This window comes from Dyella halodurans, assembly GCF_026283925.1.
GTDB lineage: Bacteria > Pseudomonadota > Gammaproteobacteria > Xanthomonadales > Rhodanobacteraceae > Dyella > Dyella halodurans.
Genome location: NZ_JAPDPF010000010.1, coordinates 85,697 through 103,551, shown reverse-complemented (window position 1 = coordinate 103,551; position 17,855 = coordinate 85,697). Strand labels below are relative to the sequence as shown.

At 64.7% G+C, this 17,855-nt stretch carries 23 protein-coding genes; 3 read left to right on the top strand and 20 right to left on the bottom strand.

The window, feature by feature from the left end; genetic code table 11:
- Window positions 1-13: 13 nt before the first annotated feature.
- From OUZ49_RS18385 to OUZ49_RS18330, 12 genes are all read right to left on the bottom strand, one after another.
- Complete coding sequence (locus OUZ49_RS18385; RefSeq protein ID WP_266152061.1) at window positions 14-475, bottom strand: GNAT family N-acetyltransferase; 462 nt, start codon at window positions 473-475, stop codon at window positions 14-16.
- A gap of 16 nt (window positions 476-491) precedes the next feature.
- On the bottom strand, window positions 492-1,664 hold the full coding sequence (locus OUZ49_RS18380) for an AI-2E family transporter (RefSeq protein WP_266152060.1): 1,173 nt from the start codon (window positions 1,662-1,664) through the stop codon (window positions 492-494).
- Window positions 1,661-1,951, bottom strand: a complete 291-nt coding sequence (locus OUZ49_RS18375) for a hypothetical protein (RefSeq protein ID WP_266152059.1) — start codon at window positions 1,949-1,951, stop codon at window positions 1,661-1,663. Before OUZ49_RS18375 ends, OUZ49_RS18380 begins: the two co-directional genes overlap by 4 nt.
- Complete coding sequence (locus tag OUZ49_RS18370; protein ID WP_266152058.1) at window positions 1,948-2,415, bottom strand: ABC transporter ATP-binding protein; 468 nt, start codon at window positions 2,413-2,415, stop codon at window positions 1,948-1,950. Before OUZ49_RS18370 ends, OUZ49_RS18375 begins: the two co-directional genes overlap by 4 nt.
- 24 nt (window positions 2,416-2,439) lie before the next feature.
- Complete coding sequence (locus OUZ49_RS18365) at window positions 2,440-2,805, bottom strand: ElaB/YgaM/YqjD family protein (protein WP_266152057.1); 366 nt, start codon at window positions 2,803-2,805, stop codon at window positions 2,440-2,442.
- Between the two features lie 89 nt (window positions 2,806-2,894).
- A complete protein-coding gene (locus tag OUZ49_RS18360) occupies window positions 2,895-3,050 on the bottom strand; it encodes a DUF1328 domain-containing protein (protein ID WP_114240942.1) in 156 nt (51 codons plus the stop codon).
- A gap of 130 nt (window positions 3,051-3,180) precedes the next feature.
- Entirely contained in the window at window positions 3,181-3,801 is a 621-nt protein-coding gene (locus tag OUZ49_RS18355; protein ID WP_266152056.1) for a YbhB/YbcL family Raf kinase inhibitor-like protein, read from the bottom strand.
- A gap of 58 nt (window positions 3,802-3,859) precedes the next feature.
- Window positions 3,860-4,954, bottom strand: a complete 1,095-nt coding sequence (locus tag OUZ49_RS18350; RefSeq protein ID WP_266152055.1) for a PQQ-dependent sugar dehydrogenase — start codon at window positions 4,952-4,954, stop codon at window positions 3,860-3,862.
- Between the two features lie 61 nt (window positions 4,955-5,015).
- Complete coding sequence (locus OUZ49_RS18345) at window positions 5,016-5,420, bottom strand: DUF3224 domain-containing protein (RefSeq protein ID WP_266152054.1); 405 nt, start codon at window positions 5,418-5,420, stop codon at window positions 5,016-5,018.
- 133 nt (window positions 5,421-5,553) lie between these two features.
- On the bottom strand, window positions 5,554-6,558 hold the full coding sequence (locus tag OUZ49_RS18340; protein ID WP_266152053.1) for a YheT family hydrolase: 1,005 nt from the start codon (window positions 6,556-6,558) through the stop codon (window positions 5,554-5,556).
- A complete protein-coding gene (locus OUZ49_RS18335) occupies window positions 6,555-7,373 on the bottom strand; it encodes a lysophospholipid acyltransferase family protein (RefSeq protein WP_266152052.1) in 819 nt (272 codons plus the stop codon). The genes OUZ49_RS18340 and OUZ49_RS18335 overlap by 4 nt, the downstream gene beginning before the upstream one ends.
- Window positions 7,374-7,426: 53 nt before the next feature.
- The gene (locus tag OUZ49_RS18330; protein ID WP_266152051.1) at window positions 7,427-7,903 is read right to left on the bottom strand and encodes an Lrp/AsnC family transcriptional regulator; all 477 of its coding nucleotides are present in this window, start codon (window positions 7,901-7,903) and stop codon (window positions 7,427-7,429) included.
- A gap of 151 nt (window positions 7,904-8,054) precedes the next feature.
- Here OUZ49_RS18330 and phhA point away from each other — a divergent pair, with 151 nt between their 5' ends.
- Both phhA and OUZ49_RS18320 read left to right on the top strand, forming a co-directional pair.
- Window positions 8,055-8,945: a phenylalanine 4-monooxygenase gene (gene phhA, locus OUZ49_RS18325; protein WP_266152050.1), complete on the top strand. Its 891-nt coding sequence runs from the start codon at window positions 8,055-8,057 to the stop codon at window positions 8,943-8,945.
- Between the two features lie 174 nt (window positions 8,946-9,119).
- The gene (locus OUZ49_RS18320) at window positions 9,120-9,737 is read left to right on the top strand and encodes an OmpW/AlkL family protein (RefSeq protein WP_266152049.1); all 618 of its coding nucleotides are present in this window, start codon (window positions 9,120-9,122) and stop codon (window positions 9,735-9,737) included.
- Window positions 9,738-9,827: 90 nt separating this feature from the next.
- On the opposite strand, the gene OUZ49_RS18315 is transcribed toward OUZ49_RS18320, so the two are convergent.
- Window positions 9,828-10,511, bottom strand: coding sequence for an RES family NAD+ phosphorylase (locus OUZ49_RS18315; RefSeq protein ID WP_266152048.1), 684 nt, complete (start codon window positions 10,509-10,511; stop codon window positions 9,828-9,830).
- Window positions 10,512-10,615: 104 nt separating this feature from the next.
- On the bottom strand, window positions 10,616-11,014 hold the full coding sequence (locus OUZ49_RS18310) for an MbcA/ParS/Xre antitoxin family protein (protein WP_266152047.1): 399 nt from the start codon (window positions 11,012-11,014) through the stop codon (window positions 10,616-10,618).
- A 150-nt stretch (window positions 11,015-11,164) separates the two neighbouring features.
- Between OUZ49_RS18310 and OUZ49_RS18305 the strand changes: the two genes are divergently transcribed.
- Window positions 11,165-11,701 (top strand): SRPBCC family protein, encoded by a 537-nt coding sequence (locus OUZ49_RS18305; protein ID WP_266152046.1) that lies wholly within the window; start codon window positions 11,165-11,167, stop codon window positions 11,699-11,701.
- A gap of 155 nt (window positions 11,702-11,856) precedes the next feature.
- Here OUZ49_RS18305 and OUZ49_RS18300 read toward each other — a convergent pair whose 3' ends face one another.
- The 6 genes from OUZ49_RS18300 to OUZ49_RS18275 form a co-directional block, all read right to left on the bottom strand.
- The gene (locus OUZ49_RS18300) at window positions 11,857-13,623 is read right to left on the bottom strand and encodes a DUF885 domain-containing protein (protein WP_266152045.1); all 1,767 of its coding nucleotides are present in this window, start codon (window positions 13,621-13,623) and stop codon (window positions 11,857-11,859) included.
- A 17-nt stretch (window positions 13,624-13,640) separates the two neighbouring features.
- Entirely contained in the window at window positions 13,641-15,302 is a 1,662-nt protein-coding gene (locus OUZ49_RS18295) for a SulP family inorganic anion transporter (protein ID WP_266152044.1), read from the bottom strand.
- An 84-nt stretch (window positions 15,303-15,386) separates the two neighbouring features.
- A complete protein-coding gene (locus OUZ49_RS18290) occupies window positions 15,387-16,091 on the bottom strand; it encodes a helix-turn-helix transcriptional regulator (protein WP_266152043.1) in 705 nt (234 codons plus the stop codon).
- 237 nt (window positions 16,092-16,328) lie between these two features.
- Complete coding sequence (locus tag OUZ49_RS18285; RefSeq protein ID WP_266152042.1) at window positions 16,329-16,958, bottom strand: glutathione S-transferase family protein; 630 nt, start codon at window positions 16,956-16,958, stop codon at window positions 16,329-16,331.
- A gap of 63 nt (window positions 16,959-17,021) precedes the next feature.
- Window positions 17,022-17,219, bottom strand: coding sequence for a hypothetical protein (locus OUZ49_RS18280; protein WP_266152041.1), 198 nt, complete (start codon window positions 17,217-17,219; stop codon window positions 17,022-17,024).
- A gap of 10 nt (window positions 17,220-17,229) precedes the next feature.
- Window positions 17,230-17,853 (bottom strand): DJ-1/PfpI family protein, encoded by a 624-nt coding sequence (locus tag OUZ49_RS18275; protein ID WP_266152040.1) that lies wholly within the window; start codon window positions 17,851-17,853, stop codon window positions 17,230-17,232.
- Window positions 17,854-17,855: the final 2 nt, after the last annotated feature.

Below are 17,855 nucleotides of genomic sequence, written 5' to 3'. Positions count from 1 at the left end.
GCAGAACGCCTCGTCAGAGCATTTTGCGATACACGATGAAACCGGATGGCTCCGCCAGGGTGTCGTAGAGGCGCATGGCCGTCGCGTTGGTCTGGTGGGTCTGCCAGTACACGCGTGCTGCGCCGGCTTGCCGTGCTTGCGCGTAAACCGCCTCGATCAGCGCACGCCCGATACCCAGGCCACGCGCCGCCGCCACCGTGTACAAGTCCTGCAGATAGCAGCTATCGGCCAGGCTGGTGGTGCTGCGGTGGTAAAGATAGTGGGCCAGGCCCAGCAGCTCGCCATCACGCTCAGCGACCAGGGCATGCACGGGTTCGTCGGCGTCCAGGAAGCGCGCCCAGGTCGAGCGCGTGATTGCTTCCGCCAGCGCAGTCGCCCCGCTACGGCCGTAGAACGCGTTATAGCCATCCCACAGCGGTTTCCAGGCGGCGTAGTCCTGTTCGGTCACCGCCCTGACCGCGAAGCTGCCGTTCACCTGGACTCCCGGCGCGTCAGCGTTGCACCATCATGGCAAACCAGCGCCAGCTAGGTATCCGTTCGGCCACGAGTTTGGTGCTGGTGAGCATGGGCACGGCGAGCAAGGCACCCGGTATGCCCCACAGCCAACCCCACACCAGCAGCCACAGCAGGATGGCGACGGGACTCAGGCGCATGCGGCGCCCCTGGATCATCGGCGTCACCAGGTTGCCTTCGATCGCCGTAATGCCCGCAAAGGTCAGCGCCGGCAACAGCGCCGGGCCGGCGTCGTTGAAGTTCATCAAGCCAACCAGGGCCAGCACCGTCGTCGTCGTGATGGCGCCCACATAGGGAATGAAGTTGGCCAGCATGGCGACCGCGCCCCACAGCAGCGGGTCGGGCATGTGATAAAGCCACAGCATGCCGGCCGTGAGCGTGCCCAGCATGAAGTTGATCAGGGTGGTGGTGAGGATATAGCGTGACACTTCGGTCTGGATGCTGCGCACGATGCGCACGGCATGGCGCTTGTAGCTGAAGCTTGGCGCGGCCTCCACCAGTCGACGCAACAGCAGGTCGCCATACACCAGAAAGAAGAACACCAGCAGCACCACGGTCAGGATCGCCGCGAGCACCTTCGGCGTGGTGGCCACCACGTCCCAAGCATTGAACGCCAGCGCGGCCTGCGACGAGGCCGGTGCGCGTGTGCCCTGCCCGGCGACCAGGCTCTGGGTGGCTCGATTCGCCGCTTCCAGCGGCTGGATGATCGACTTGAGCTTGGGCACGAAGCTGCGGATCGCCGCGGGCGCCTCGTGAAACCAGCCCAGGGCCGGCTGGGTCAGCATGCTGAGGCCGCTGACGATGCCGGCGATCAGCGCGATCATCAGCACGCTGGCGCACAGCCAGCGCGGCAAGCCCAGGCGCGCACCGCTGGCGACGATCGGGTTCAGCGCCAAGCCGATGAAGGCCGCCAGGACCAGGGGAATCAACAGCCCCTTGGTCAGAGTGATGGTGTACATCAAGGCCAGCAGCAACAGCAGATTGAGTGCGGCACGAATGCCGCGCAGGTGACGACGCGCATTGCGCGCACGCGCCAGGCGATGCGCGACGACGCGCGGCTCCTGGTACGACATCATCGGTACGGCGGGTATGGGCGTACCCGCCACGTCACTCGAGGTGATGGGCGCGGCGGGCGGTTCGTGCTCACTCATGAGGGGTCGAAGCCACCTGCGGTAAATTCGGCGAGCAGCCGCGCTGCCTGGGCGACGACTTCGGCGACGGTGCCACTGAGCAGTGCGCCCAAGCCGGGTACGCGCAAAGGATGCACATTAAGCTGGCCCAGGACGAAGCCTGCCCCTGCCGCCACGCCTACCGTGGCAAGCGGATGGCCTTGCCCACGCGCCAGCAGGGCCTGAGCCGGAACGGCCAGTTCCTGGCGTGCCTGCTGCGATCGTGCTTGCGCTACGCGAACGGCCTGCAGCTGTTTGAAGATGCTCATGGTGCGTCCTCCGGGCGGGACTCACCCTGGGGGTCGGGACGACGCAGGGCATCGCGCATCATCGCATTCCACTCGCCCCGCGTCGCGGGCAGGCTCATCCAGTGCATGCAACGGCGAACCAGCACGGCCGCGCCCACCAGGAACGCCAGCTCAATCAGGGCCAGGGCGAGCAGCGCCCAGCTCCACGAGCCGAGCCACTGCGCCAGCAGCCAACCAATCAAACCGAGCAGGGTCAGGCCAAGGCCCACCCCGGCGACGGTGGCAACCAGGGCCGCCAACAGTATCCAGTGCACGGCACTGCGCGCGAGGCCCAGTTCCGCAGCCAGCAGTCGCAGTTGCGCGCCGAACAGCCGATGGAAGGCTCGCCCCAGCCGGCCGATGTCGTCCAGCAGGCCAGGCGGCGCTGACGGTGCCGGCGCCTCATCGGGTGTGGCGGGCGCGTCATCGCGTCCGGTCTGGTCCATCCGCTGCCCTCGGCTCAGCTGGTATCAGCGACGCAGTATGCGGCCTAGCAGCCAGCCAGCGCCAAGTGCGATGGCGATGGATTGCACCGGTTTCTCGCGCACGTAGTCGCGGGCCTTATCCAGCCATTCGTCGGCGCGGTCCACCGCCTCGCCATAGGCCTCGCGGCCGCGCTCACGGTATTCGCTGGCCTTGGCATTGGCGCGCGTGGCGGCGTCGGCCGCTTTGTCGGTGGCGTGATGCAAGCTCTCTTCGACGTGATCGGCGGCGCGTCCGACGGCTTCCTTGGCCCCCGCCACGGCGCTGGACGTCGCTTGCTTGACGCGCTCGGCGCGCTCCTCGATGCGCTCGGCGGCGCTCGGTTCCTCGGGCGCCTGGACCTGCTTGTTCATAAGTTTCTCCGATGAGGCGGTGGTTCTACTGTAACCAAGGCCGCGCGCCGGGCGCACACCTGGTCCGGATCGACCCGATGCGCTGACGCTCAGCTGGCGCGGCGAAAGAAGGCGATCACCGCGAGAATCAGGAAAATGATGAACAGGATCTTCGCGATACCGGCAGCGGTACCGGCAATGCCGGTAAACCCGAACAAAGCCGCGATGATGGCGATGACCAGAAAGACCAGGGCGTAGTGCAGCATGGGGCGTTCCTCATGACGGGGCAGCCGATAGCCCCCTGATCATTCACCCACAGCGCATGCCTTGCGGGCGTGAAGAGGGCGCCATCCATTCATCACGTTGGGCCCCGTTCACGATTCCTTCGCCCGTCGCTCAGTCCAGTGCCGGATTGAGCGAATAGGTTCCCATCAACTCCGCCTCGGCCAGCACATGGCCGTCCATCGCCGCACGCAGCTCGCTGACGGTGAAGCCGTCGGCAAGCTTGAGATGCTCCACGTCGAGGGCGTAAAGGCGGAAGTGATAGTGATGCAGCAGCGAGTCGTTCCATGGCGGGCACGGGCCGTCGTAGCCGAGGTATTCACCACGCATGTCCGGGTCGCCCGCGAACCAGCCGGTGTAGTCGTTGATGCCCTGGACGCTGCCCGGCGGGCCGTAGGGAGCGCGCTTGCCGTGCGCCACGATGCCCTCACTGCACGCGCCTTCGCCCAATTCGCCGCATTCGACCGGGATATTCGCCATCAGCCAATGCACGAACTCCACCCGTGGCAGGTCCGCCGGCACGCTACGACCTTCCTGGTTGACGTCGTCGGGCTTGCTTGGCACGTCGAAGTCGATGCAGGTGAGCACGAAGGAGCGCGCAGCCAGCGGTGCCTCCTTCCAGGCCAGATGAGGGCTCAGGTTGTCGGATAGCGCCACCGGCGCTCCACGCTTGCCAAAAGCGAGCTTGGAGGGAATCGACTGGCCATGTTGGAAATTGTCACTGCGCAGTTGCAAGGCTGTTCTCCTGGAACGTTGATCTGGTTTCATGCGCGGCCGCGATGGCGGCGTTGCCTCAAGGCTTCTCGTAGGTCACGCGATAGACGGCGCCGGCGAGGTCGTCGCTCACCAGCAGGCTGCCATCCGGCAACGGCTGGACGTCGACCGGTCGCCCCCACGCCTTTTCGTCCTGCTGGAACCCCTCGATCAGCGGCTCGTAAGACGCCACCTTATCCCCGTTGAGACGCACCGTCATTACGCGATAGCCGGATTTCTTGCTGCGGTTCCACGAACCGTGCTCGGCGATGAACAGCGCTCCCTTGTAACTGGCCGGGAACTGCTTGCCTTCATAGAAACGAAGTCCGAGTGAAGCCACGTGCGCGCCCAGCTTCAGCACGGGCGGCGTGTAATCCTTGCAGTTCTTGCCCTGGCCGAATTCCGGGTCGAGCGTGTCGCCCTGATGGCAATACGGGAAACCGAAGTGCTCGCCGACATGACTGAGCTTGTTGAGTTCGTCGCTGGGCATGTCGTCGCCCATCATGTCGCGACCATTGTCGGTGAACCACAGCTGGCCTGAACCCGGCCGCCAGGTAAAGCCCACCGTATTGCGAATGCCATAGGCGACATCCTCGAGGCCGCTGCCGTCGGCATTCATGCGCGTGAGCTTGGCGTAGGCCTGGCCCTTGTCGCAGATGTTGCATGGCGCGCCAATTGGCACGTAGAGCTTGTTGTCGGGGCCGAACGCAATGAATTTCCAGCCGTGGTGGGTGTCGGTGGGGAATTTGTCGAAGACGACTTCCGGCGACGGCGGATTATCGAGGTGGTTCTCGATATCGCGCAGTACCAGGATCTTGCTTACCGCGGAGATGTACAGGTCGCCGTTCTTGAACGCCACGCCCACCGGCAACTGTAGGCCACTGGCAATGACGCGCACCTTGTCGGCATGACCATCGCCCTTGCTGTCGGTGAGCGCATAGACCTTGCCCGCATCGTTTGAACCGACAAACACCGTGCCCTTGGCGCCCAATGCCATTTCGCGCGCATTCGGCACGGCGTCCGAGTACACGGCGATGTGGAAGCCCTTGGGCAAGGTCAGCTTGTCCAGGGCTGGGGCAGCAAGGATCACCGGAGCAAGCAACAGCCCCAACAAGGCGAACATCAACTTGCGCATGGTTGAATCTCCGCGGCGGCAAATCGAAAGCGTATACCCGGCGAGGGCTACTTGCGAACGGTCAGGGCAGGTCGGGCAGCGAGTACTCGAAATCGTAAGAGTGCACGCCGTTCGCCATCGTGATGTCGAAGCTGCCGCTGATCCCGCCCAGGGCGTCGGTGCCCGAGTCCGGCACGACCGTGATCGACAGCCGCGGCGTTCCGCGATTCATCGTACCGGTGTGCTGTAACGCGAAACTGCCACTGCGCCCGTGCAAGGTCGCGCTGATGCGTTCCATGGCCACATAGCCCGCGGAGCCATCGATCGGCGTGCCAACGGCGAGCATCTGGCCCTTGCCGGAACCTTCCAGGTCGCCATGGTATTGCTTGACGAGGGCCAGGCGCCCGACGCTGGGATCACCGACGCCATCGGCTTCGGTCTGCGGCGACATCTTTACGTCGAAGGTCCCTTTGGCATGCCTGCTCATGGTCGTGTCCTCCCGTAGTTGCCAAAGAAGGTGCCCATACGACCTTCCTTTGGCGCACGAAGAAATATCGTCGTACCCACCTCGTGGAGTGTCAACGATGTCCCATCAACAAGATGTCAGTAGCCGACTGCGCTCAGGCCGGCGCGATCGCGTTGAAACGCGCCGCGATGTAGTCGTCGGTGAAGCTGGTCATGTCCCAGCCACGGATGAAGCCGCAATGCCCGCCATAGGTGGAGATGTCCAGCTCGACATTGGCCGACAGCCGCAACTTCTCGAAGGCGTCCACCGGAATGACCGGATCGTCGCGCGCCGTGAGGATGGTGGCCGGCACATGCATGTTGGCGAGTGCCTCGCCTGCCACCGAATAGCCATCCAAATAGGCTTCGAGCGTATCGAAGTCGGTATGCCGCATCACCAGCGAGGCAGTCAGGCCGCGCAGGCTCTGCTTCAGCTCGGACAGCTCGAAGTATTCCCGGTGCGGGAACGCCGCCTGCTTGGCCTGCAACGAGCGACGCCACTTGTGCATGAAATACGCCTGGTAAAACCACGGCGCCGCTTCCTCCAGCGAAAACAGGCCTTCGCTGGGATCGATGATCGGACACACCGCCAGCGCATAACTCAACGGCAGCCCCACGGCAGGCGCGCGCAAGGCCGCTCGCAGGGCGAAATTGCCACCGAGCGAGAAACCCGCGAGCGCCATCGGCCGGCTCGGGTAGCGCTGCGCGATGTCCAGCAGCGCGTTGACCACCTCGTCGATGCGGCACGAATGGAACAGCGCTTCGTTGAGGTTGTGGCTGTCGCCGTGATCGCGAAAGTTGAGGCGGAAGATGTCCCAGCCATCCGCCAGCAGGCGACTGCCCGTCTGCAGCACATAGGTGGAATCGACGCTGCCTTCCCAGCCGTGGAACAGCACCGCGAGGCCACGTGATCTCGCCTGCGTGCGCTGGGCGGTGTAGGCGCCGGTCAGTCTGACGCCATCGCCGCCATCGACCGTCACCGGCTCGGCACCGTTCAACACGGTCTGCGCGGCCTTGGGCAACAGCAGACGACGTACGCCGCTTGACGACAGCATGGTCTGGATATGGCCGCTGCGTAGCGGCCTCGGTGGCAGGAAATCCTTTCCTTGCGGCAGGCTCATGCGTGCTTATCGTGGGTTGGCTTGTCTTCCAGCGCCAGCGCAATGCGCTCACGCGACAGCTCGGCCATGCGGCGACGGGCATCCGGCGTGGCCGGTACGGGCTCGAGGAAATGCACCTCGACGTCGAGTGGCGCGTCACCAAGCAGACGCAGGAAGTTCTGCATGAAGTTCTCGTGCTCGCGGAAACCGGCTTCGATCACCCGGCGGCCGTCGCGCGCGAAACGCAGCGCAACGGGCTGTACCGGAACTTCGGCATCGAGCGCGGCCTGGAAGATGCGCGCGTGGAACACCCGCAGTACGCCGTTATGGCCGGTACCGCCCTCGGGAAAGACCGCCACCGAACGACCGCCACGCAGGCGGTCCACCATCACCTGCATCACCGCCGCCAGCGAATGGTTGCTGCCGCGGCGGTGAAAGATGGTGCCGCCCGAGGCGGCCATCCAGCCCACCAGTGGCCAGCGCGCGATCTCGGACTTGGCGACGAAACAGGCCGCGCGCTGGCTGTGCAGCAGCTCGATGTCCAGCCAAGAAGTGTGATTGGCCACGAACAGCACCGGATCGGCCAGCGGCTTGCCCATGCGTACCGAGCGCAGGCCGAAAATACGCAGTAGCGCCGTCGACCACCAGCGGATGGTGCGGTGCGGGAACGGTTCGCGGCCGTTCTTCATCACCGCGTGGCGACCCCAGCTGAGGATGAACGAACACAGCAGGACGCCCAGGATCGCGTGCAGCAGCAACAACGGTACGCGCCAGGCGTAACGCAGGGGTCGAATCAGGTCGCGGCGATCCGGGGCGGAAACGGTTTCGGTGTTCATCAGTCTGGTTAGTTTAGCGTTAGTTGAAGCCCCTGCGACCTACTCCGGCATCTTCAGCGCTCAAGTTGGGCTAAGGGCAAAGCGGCCGAGCGCTTGACTGTACGTAGGACGAAACTCGAATTGACATCAGCGACGCCAGCGGCGTTCAGCAAGCGGTCGAGCAGGAAGCGCGAGAAGTCCTGCAGGTCGGCCACATAGACATGCAGCAGATAGTCCATGTCGCCGGTCAGGGCGTAGCAGGCCACGACTTCATCCCAGCCATTCACCAGCCCCACGAAATGCTCCACCGCCGCGCTTTCATGCTTGGTCAATTGCACGCGGACAAAGGCCTGCAGGCCCAGCCCGATCGCCTGGGGGTCGACCTGGGCGGTATAGCCGGTGAGGATGCCTTCCGCTTCGAGGCGCTGAAGACGGCGCAGGCAGGCCGACGGCGATAGGCTGACTCGTTCAGCCAGCTCGGCATTGGTAATGCGGCCTTCGCCCTGCAACACGGCAAGGATGCGCAGATCGGTGCGATCCAGGGTCGTCATGGCAATAAAATCCTGAAATGGCCGGCTTGGCTTGCTGATTATTGCGCCACAAGGCTGAATTTAAGCAATAAAACAATCATCGTGCGCGGTTTCGGCCATATGCTGTGCCATCCCCCGAAACTTGATGGCCAAGGCCATCCGGAGCCGCTCCATGGACACCACGCCACGCCGCGTCGAACACCAGCAGACCGACCGGGGCTATGTGCCGGTATACGCCACCGGTGTCGTGGAGCAGCCGTGGGCGGACTATTCCCGCACCGACCATGAGGTCTGGGACACCCTGTACCAGCGCCAGCGTGACTTGTTGCCGGGACGCGCCTGCCAGGAATTCATGGACGGCGTGGCCCGCTTCGGTCTTGGCGATGGTGGCATCCCCAAATTCTCCGACCTGAACAAGGTGCTGGGTGCGGCCACCGGCTGGGAGCTGGTGGCGGTCGAGGGACTGCTGCCGGACGAGGTGTTCTTCGACCATCTGGCGCATCGCCGCTTCCCCGTCAGCTGGTGGATCCGCAAGCCGGACCAGCTGGACTATCTCAGCGAACCCGACCTGTTCCATGACTTGTTCGGCCATGTGCCGCTGTTGCTCAACCCGGTCTTCGCCGACTACATGCAGGCTTACGGCCGCGGCGGCATGAAGGCGTTCGCGATCGGTCCCGACGCGTTGATGAACCTCACGCGCCTGTACTGGTACACGGTGGAATTCGGCCTGATCAACACCAAGGACGGCATGCGCATCTACGGTGCCGGCATCGTCAGTTCCAAGGGTGAGTCGATCTACTCGCTGGACTCGCCCTCGCCCAATCGGATCGGCTTCGGCCTGGAGCGGGTGATGAGCGCGCGTTACCGCATCGATACCTACCAGCAGACCTATTTCGTCATCGATAGCTTCGAGCAGCTGTTCGATGCCACGCGGCCGGATTTCACGCCGATCTACGCCAAGCTGAAGGAGCAGCCGGCCCACGCTGCTGGCGAGGTTCTGGACAGCGACCGTGTATTCACGCGCGGCAATCGTGAGGGCTGGGCGACCGACGCCGATACCTGATCGCTGCTCGAATGGACGGCGTGTGCGGCCCGCCTCCCGGCGGGCCGCTGCGTTTCGGGGCTTCACCTGCTGCGTCCGTATGCCCCAGGTCGGCATGACCCAGATCAAAACCGCTTAACACGATCCTGACGACCATGGTTCCGCCCCGATAGACAAAAAGAGCGGAAAATCCCCATGAAAGTCCTCCTTCCCCTGTTCCTCGCCGCTGCCCTGGGCGGCGTCGCCGCACCTGCCGCTCACGCAGATACCAATGACAACTGGGTCGTACGCTTCGGCGCCAGCGTGGTCGATCCGAAGAGCAATAACGGCACCCTCGCCGGCATGAAGGCCACCGTCAACAGCAGTGTCCGTCCCTCGGCCAGCCTGGAATACATGATCACGCCGAACCTGGGCGTGGACGTGCTCGCCGCATGGCCGTTTGAGCACGACGTGCGACTGTCCGGCCTCGGCAAGGTCGCGCAGACCAAGCAGCTGCCACCCACCGTAGGGCTGAATTACCACTTCATGCCGAACAACACCTGGTCGCCGTTCCTGGGCCTTGGCGTGAACTACACGAACTTCTTCGACACCAAGGGTGCCGGTGCGCTGCAAGGCACCAGCGTCAGCATCGCCAACAGCTGGGGCGTCGCGGCCCACGCAGGTATCGATGTCACCATCAATCCCAAGTGGATCGTCACGGCGGACCTGCGCTGGGTAAACATCAAGAGCGATGTCAAAGTGGGAGGCGCCAAGGTAGGCACGGCCACGATCAATCCGATGGTCTACGGCATCAGCCTCGGCTATCGATTCTGATTGCAATCGTTTGGTGGCATGGATGCCAGGCGGGTCTCCCACCGGGAGGCCCGTTCTTTTTGAGGCAACGCTGATTAAGTATCGCCATCGTCAATCGCGCTTCCACTCGTCAACGGTAAGCACCTGGGCGATGCGCTTGCCGTCCCAGCGATACATCAGGTGCTGCGTCTGCACGCAGGGCGCCACCCGGTCCGGATAGAACACGGCGACGCATTCGCCGCCTTGATGACGCACGCTGTCGTAGACCAGGCCATCGGAACCTTCACTGCGCAGCCGGCGTGCCAGGGCGATGCCGGCAGCGTAGCTATCGGGAGCATGCTCGGCTTTCCAGCCGCCACGCAAATCATGCAAGCGGGCCTGGATGCTGGTGCGGTAGCAGCGCATCTCGATATCGCAGGCCGGTTCCGAGGTGGCGGCGAGAAACAGCTCGCGGTGATACACGGTTTCCTCGACCGCGGTCGCCACGCTGTGCGCAGCGTAGAACACGCCCCAGGTGCCGTCGGAAAAACGGCTTCCTTCCGGATTGAGATGGGTAAACGCAGCCATCACCGGCGTGGTGCCGGGGCCGCTGATGCGCCGTTCCGGCGGCACCAGGCGCAGCTCGCCGAGTTCGTCGCGCAGACGCGGATTGGTCATCGCTTCAATCGCGTAGAGCGCGTCGAGATCGCCCGGCTCGGCAATGCGATCGAAGACGCCCACCGGCGGAAACCGGCTCGGCACGATGCGATAGGCCTGGCTCCAGCGGATGCGTTTGAGCGGGGGGATGTCGGCCATGACGTGTCGTGTCCCAGGCGATCGGCTGGAGGGATGAGTATGCAGGCCCGCCGTATCGCCAGTTGCGACCTGCCCCGCAGCACGCGGTGGACGGGCGGCGGGCTTCAGTTCCAGCCGCGCTGGGCATCCAGGTATTGGCGCACCACATACAGGTCGGCCACGTTGCCCGACAACATGCGCTGCAACGCGGACTGTCCCCCGAACAACGGCGACTGGTTCGCCCGATGTACCCAGGTATCGGCCTGCTGCGGGTCGGGAAACAGGATCTGCAGGTTCTTGAAGATGCCCAGCAGATAGCTGATGCGTTCGAGCACGTCGCGACTGAGGGTGCCGCTCTGCAGGCGCTTCCACTTGTAGAAGGTGGACTCGGGCGGATCGCCGAGCAGGCGTCGCTGATCCGCAATGCGCAGATCCCAGCGTTCCGCGAGGTTGAAGAAAGCCCGCAGCGCGGGGCCGCCCAGATCGGCGGAAGGAAGGCTTTCAGGCTGGAGATGAGCTGCCATGGCTTGACTCTCCCAGTGAAGTTCGGACCAATTGTACTTTACTGGTGCATGATTGCCAACCGTGGAGGTCGACCCCCATCAACCATACGGCCCATGCCATCGGCGTCGGCCACGTCGCATACTCCGCGCACGTCCGAAGGAGGAATCGCCATGCGCATCAGCGTCATCGTGGCCCTGCTTATGGGGCTTTCTTGCGCCACCCATGCCGAAGTGAAGGAAGCCAGCGCCGATCACCTGCTGCTGCAGGACAGCCGCGTGGTGCATGCGCCGCCCGCCAAGCTCTATGCAGCGCTGGTCGACATCGGGCATTGGTGGAGCAGCAAGCACACCTTCTCCAGCGATGCCGCGCACCTGAGCCTCCAGGCCGACGCCGGTGGTTGCTTTTGCGAGCGTTGGAATGATCAAAGCGTGGCGCACGGCCACGTGATCTGGGCCAATCCTGGCCATCTGCTGCGCCTGGATACGGCGCTGGGTCCGCTGCAGGACATGGCCGTGCAAGGGGTGATGACGTTTGCGCTCAAGCCGGCCGCCGATGGCACCACGTTGCAATTCGAGTATCGGGTCAACGGGGCCAGCCAAAGCGGCCTGGACAAGCTCGCGCCGGTTGTCGATGGCGTGATGATGGAGCAGCTGCAGCGGCTGCAGCGTTTTGCGGAGACGGGGAAGGCGGATGCGGGCAAGCCGTGATCGTGCCGGCCGTACCGCGTGGGGTAGTAGCTAGATGCGCCATGAATGGCGTCAGCTCTGGAGCTTAGGGACAGAGCTCGCTTTGCAGCGAGCCTGACGCAAGATTGGCCCCTCACCCCAACCCTATCCCCGGAGGGGAGAGGGAGCGGGAGGTGTTACGGGGCCTTGGTTGGCTTGGCACAGTCGTCGCCGAAATCCGGCTCCGGGCCGCCGTCGGCGATGAAGCGGTCGATGCGCTGTTCCAGCACCGGCAGCGGCACCGAGCCGATCTGCAGCACGGTGTCGTGGAAGTGGCGGATGTCGAACTTGCTGCCCAGCGCCTGCTCGGCTTTCTGGCGTAGTTCGAGGATCTTCAGGTAACCCAGCTCGTACGACAGCGCCTGGCCCGGCCAGCTGATGTAACGATCCACTTCGTTGGCGATCTCGCGATCGGACAGCGCGGTGTTTTGCGTCATGAAGTCGATGGCCTGCTGGCGCGTCCAACCCAGGTGGTGGATGCCGGTATCGACCACCAGGCGGGCCGCACGCCACATCTGGTAGGTGAGATAGCCGAAGCGGTCATACGGCGTCTTGTAGATGCCCATCTCGTTGCCGAGATATTCGGAGTACAGGCCCCAACCCTCGCCGTAGGCGGAGATGTAGCCCTCACGACGGAACGCGGGCTGGCCCTTCTGCTCGGCCGCCAGGGCCAACTGCAGCGAGTGACCGGGCGCCGACTCGTGCAGGGTCAAGGCCGGCATGTTGTAGAGCGGACGCGACGGCAGGTCGTAGGTGTTGACCAGGTAGCTGTTCGCGCCGCCACGGCCGGAGGTGTAGTAAGGCGCGATATCCGGCGACACCGGCACGATGGCGAAGCGCTGGCGCGGCAGGCGGCCGAATTCCTTGCCCAGCTGGGCGTCGACCTGCTTGGCGACCCAGGCGGTGCGCATCAGCAGTTCATCCGGGGTCTTGGCGTAGAACTGGGGATCGGTGCGCAGGAAATGCAGGAAGTCGGCGAAGCTGCCCTTGAAGCCGGTCTCCTGCATGGTCTTGACCATCTCGGCGTGGATCTTCGCCACCTGGTCGAGACCGATCTGATGGATCGCATCGGGGCTGAGGTCGAGCGTGGTGTATTCGATGATCTGCTGGCGATACCAGGCCTTGCCATCCGGCATCGCTTCCGCCGCCAGCGTCGTGCGTGCCTTGGGCACGTATTCGTCGCGGAAGAACGTCAGCAGGTTGGCGTAGGCGGGAATCACCTTGCCGGCGATGGCCTGGCGGGCTTCTTCCTGCATTTTTGCCGCTTGGGCAGGCGCGATCGAGGCCGGCATCTTTTCGAACGGCTTGTAGAAGCTGCTTTGCGTGGGATCCTTCAGCTCGGCGACGGAGGCAATCGATACGTCGCGGCCATCGAGGACTGCGCGCGGCACGGTAAAGCCACGCGCCAGGCCATCGCGCATATTGGCGATCTGCTGCTGGAAATAGGACGGGACCTGGCCGAGGCGATCAAGGTAGCGGCGATAGTCTTTCTCCGTGCGCAGGTTTTCGCCTTCGAGCACGTAGTTGAGATCGCTCCAGAACGCCGAGTCGCTATTGAACGGCATCTGCCATTGCTTGAACTGCTGGGCGGCGAGCAGGTTCTGGACCTGGGCGCGATAGACCGCGTAGTTGACCTGCTCTTCGGCGGACAGCTGCTTCGGGTCGATGGCATCCAGGCTGGTCAGCACTTTCTGCCAGTAATCGAGCCGCTTCTGCTGGTTGGCCGCATCCACATTGTCCAGGCGCGAGCCGTTCGGCTGCGCCTCGCCCGACGTGCTGATGCCGGACTGACCGTTGCGCCAGGCCCATTCCTGCTCGTAGATCTGCTTGAAGCGGGCATCGGCGTTCGCTTCGGCCCAGACCGGCGCGGCCAGCGTGAGAGCGGCTGCTGCGAGCCAGGTCATGCGCATTGCTTTGTTCACTAAGGGTTTTCCTTGGCCGAAGAAGAGGTGGGCGAGGTTGCCGAAACAGCATCCTCCACGCTCCAGTAGTCCAGCGCCTGTGGCGAAAGCTGGGGTATCGCCATACGCGACAGTGCGTCGCGGGCGGCGTCCTTCAATCGTGCCACGCGCAGCTCGATGCCACGAGCACTGAGCCAGGCCGCGAAATCGCCGAGCGCTTCGAGGGCGGTGCCGTCGAGGTCCGGCGACTCTTCCAGGCTCAGCACCAGCCGGCAAAGTCCTTGGCCGGCATCGACCCGATGACGCGCCTGGGCAAGTACCGACTCGGCATTGACGAAGAACAGGGGTTCCTCGGGGCGCACGATCAACATGCCGGGTGGCGCCACGGCTTCGGGATGCTGCTCGATGTCGACGAAATCGTGGCCGCCCGCCAGGCGGCCCAGCACGCTCAGGCGCGGCGTGGACAGTTGGCGCAGCAGCATGATCAGGCTGAAGGCGATGGCGAACAGCAAGCCATTGAGGATGCCCAGCGACAGCACCGCCAGCACCGCTGCCAGCGCCACCAGGCGATCCCGATGCCAGCGGAAATAAGGGGTGAAAGTCGATATGCGCAGCGATTTGCTGACCGCATGAATCACGATGGCGGCCAGCACCGGCTGGGGAATCCGTTCGATCCAGCGCAACAGCAGGCACACCATCAACAACACGCTGACCGCCGCCACCAGACCGGAGAGGCGCGAACGAGCACCCGCTGCCTCGTTCGCCGACGTACCCGAATAGCCCGCGCCTACCGGCATGCCATGCAGCAGGCCCGAAATGGCGTTCGCGAGGCCCAGTACGGCAAGATCGCGGTTCGAATCCACGCGGTCGCCATGCTTCAAGGCGAAGCCACGGATGGAACTGTAGGACTCGGCGTAAAGAATCAGCAGCAGCGCCGCCGCCAGTTCGACGCTGGGCAACCATTCACCGCTGGCTGGCCAGGTCGGCCACGCCCACTGCGGCGTCAGCACGATTTCCCCGGTCAGCGGCACACCACGGTGCGCCAGCCAGCCCGATACCGCGACACCCAGCGCGATGACCACCAGGCTGCCCGGCACGCGCCGCAGGCGTTCGCTGAGGAACAACAGCGCCAGTGCGAGGGCGCCACAGCCGAGCGTCACCACGTGCAGCTGGGGCAGGTCGCGTACCAGCTTGGCCAGCAACAGGGGGACGAAATCGCCATGCAACTCCGGTACGCCAAACAAGTGCGGCAGCTGCTTCAGCGCGATCACACAGGCCAGGCCGAAGGTGTAGCCGCGCAACACCGGCCGCGCGATCAGATGCGAGAGGCCGCCCAGTCGGGCCATGCCGGCGATCAGGAAGCAGCCACCCGTGAGCAACACCAGGGTGGCCGCCATCGCGGCGCGCGAAACCTGGTCGCCGCCTGCCAGCGCCAGCGTGCCGGCAGCCAGCACCGCCGCGGATGACGAGGTGGCCGACACGATGGCGAAGCGACTGCGGCCAAGCAGGCCATAACAGGCCAGGCCGACGAACAAGGCGATGACGCCGGCCTGCGGGGGCAAGCCCGCGATGCTGGAGTACGCGACGGCCTCCGGCAGCAGCAAGCCGGCGATGGACAGCCCGGCCAGGATATCGGTGCCCGCCGTGTTCGTTGCCGATACGACGTTCGGTGGCGCGGACATCGGCGGCTCCTGCGGCAAGAGGTGTTGCCGAGGGTAACGGAATTGGCGCATCCGCAGCGCCAAGCAGTCAGGCCGTCCCGGCGGCTATTCCATGCCTTCGTAATAGCCGCGCATGGCCTGCAGATAGGCCTTCAGGTCATGGCCTTCCGTTTCGCCGAAGCGCTCCCCGGTAATCGTGCAACTGGCGATGCGGTCCGGACGGAAATTGCGGAAGCCGACGCGGAGCCGGCACCAGGTGCCCAGCGTCCACGCGCCACCCCAGAACGACAGGCATAGCGGCTCGACTTCGCGCGTGCTGGTCCGTCCAGCCTCGTCGCTGTATTCGAGTCGCAATACCTGGCTGTCGGTGATCGCTGCATTGAGGCGATCGATCAGCGCGGCGAATTCGGTCTTGCTCTGGTCACGCCAGATCGGCGCGTAGATGCGCGTGCGCCCTGCTCGCTCGCGCAAGTCCGGCGGCAGCACGGCCTCGATTTTCATCAGCGCGGCCTGTGCGCTCTCGGCCAGCTTCTGCCCGGCAAAGGCGCGCACGAAGCGCGTACCGACCACCAGCGATTCGAGCTCGTCCGCGGTGAACATCAGCGGCGGGATATCCGAGCCCTTGCGCAGGATGTAACCCACGCCGGCCTCGCCTTCAATCGGCACACCGGAGAGCTGCAGGTCGGCCACGTCGCGGTAGACCGTGCGCAGCGAAACGCCCAGCGTGCCCGCCAGCTGGCGTGCCTGCAGCGCGGTGCGGCGGCCGCGCAGGGCATGGATGATGAGGAAGAGCCGGTCGGCGCGACGCATCGGCACATGATGGCCGACTCGCCGTGGTGGGGCCAGCGTCGGTAGTCACAGTTGGGGGTCATGGTGGTGGGTACCGCCGCTTGTTCCTCACCGTCATCCCAGCGAAGGCTGGAGGCGCTTCTCAACAGCCGAAGGGCTGGTCGTCCAGTGCCTCTGAAACGTTTCGCTAGATCGAAAGTCGCTGGATCCCAGCTTTCGCTGGGATGACGATGAGGGGTCTCGTCGGTGATCTGAACCTCATGCCGCCAGCGCCGCCGCCAGCTCGGCATCTTTCGCCGCGGCGCGCTGCATGGCCGGACGCGAGATGACCCGGTCGATATAGGCGCGGACCGCGGGCAGCTCCGGTGCCAGCTTGAACATGGTCATCCAATGCAGCGCATTGCCCCACAGCACGTCCAGTGCGCTGAAGCGCTCGCCGAGCATGTAGGGGCCGCGCTCCAGCTGCGCTACCAGCGTGTTGTACATGGTGTCGAAGTCACCATACGGGCAGGTCGAGGGCTTGGGCGGTTCACGCTGCATCGAACGGTCGACCAGGGCCGGCTCGAAACACGAACCGTAGAACACCATCCAGCGCAAGTAGGGCCCGCGCAAAGGATCGTCGATAGCGGGTGCGAGGCCTTTGTCCGCATACAGATCGGCCAGGAAGATGAAAACCGCCGGCTGCTCGGTGACCAATTCGCCCCGGTACCCGATCGCCGGCACCTTGCCCATCGGATTGACGGCCATGTACTCCGGCTGGCGCTGCTCGTTCTTGCGGAAGTTGAGCACGTGCATGTCGTAGTCGACGCCGAGTTCTTCGAGCAGCGCGCGTGTTCCGCCGGAGCGGCTGTTGGGAGCGTGATAGAAGGTGACGCGTGGCGTGGTCATGATGGCACCTCGATAAGCAGGGAGAGTGCAGCGGTCACTCGCGACCGCTCATGTGAGTCCTGATCAGGTGGCAGCTCCGTGAAGCGGCTTGTGCGGCGCGACCGCTACACGCTCGGCCACGACTTCCGTGCTGCTGCCTTCCTGTTTGACCACCGTTTCGGGTGTCGGACGTGCCGGCAGCTTGTATTGGCCATCCATCAGCAAACCACGCAGATACAGCGGCCGGTAAGCCATGAGAATCCGATCGAGCGGGAAAGGCATGACGTTCTCCTCATGCGGCTTCGGCAGCGACAGTGGACATCTCGCTGGCGCACCACGGTGGCGGCAGGGCGTGCTTGAACAGCCGGAACCAGTGCTCGCGATCGCTGGGGCTGTACAGGTCCAGCGTGCGGATCACCTCGCGCGCAAAGTCCACGCTGCCCAGCTGACTGGCGGTGATCACCCCACCGTCGCTGACCGCCAGCACGCCGGCGTCGTACTGGTCGGCACCGGCGTACGTGGGCACATGCGTACCGATGTGGCCGGGCCAGCTGCTGGTATGACGGCAGGCATCCAGCAGGCCGGCTCGGGCCAGCACCAGTACACCACTGTCGATGCCGGCCACCGGGGCGCCGGCCGTATAGACACGGCGTGCCGCTTCCACGGCCTCCTCGCCCTGCCCGCGCTCCCAGGCATAGCCGCCAGGCACGATCAGCAGCGCCGCGCGATCGAGCTCCATCTCAGCCAGGGTGAGTTCGGGCAGCACCCGCAGGCCGCCCATGGATAGCACCGGCTGCAACGAGAACCCCACCGTCTGCAGCTGCCACTCGCCCGGGCGGCGGATCTCGCACAGGGCCTGCGCCGCGTGCCAGTCGGCAAAGCCGTCGAATGCCAGGAAATACACCGTATCGCGCATGA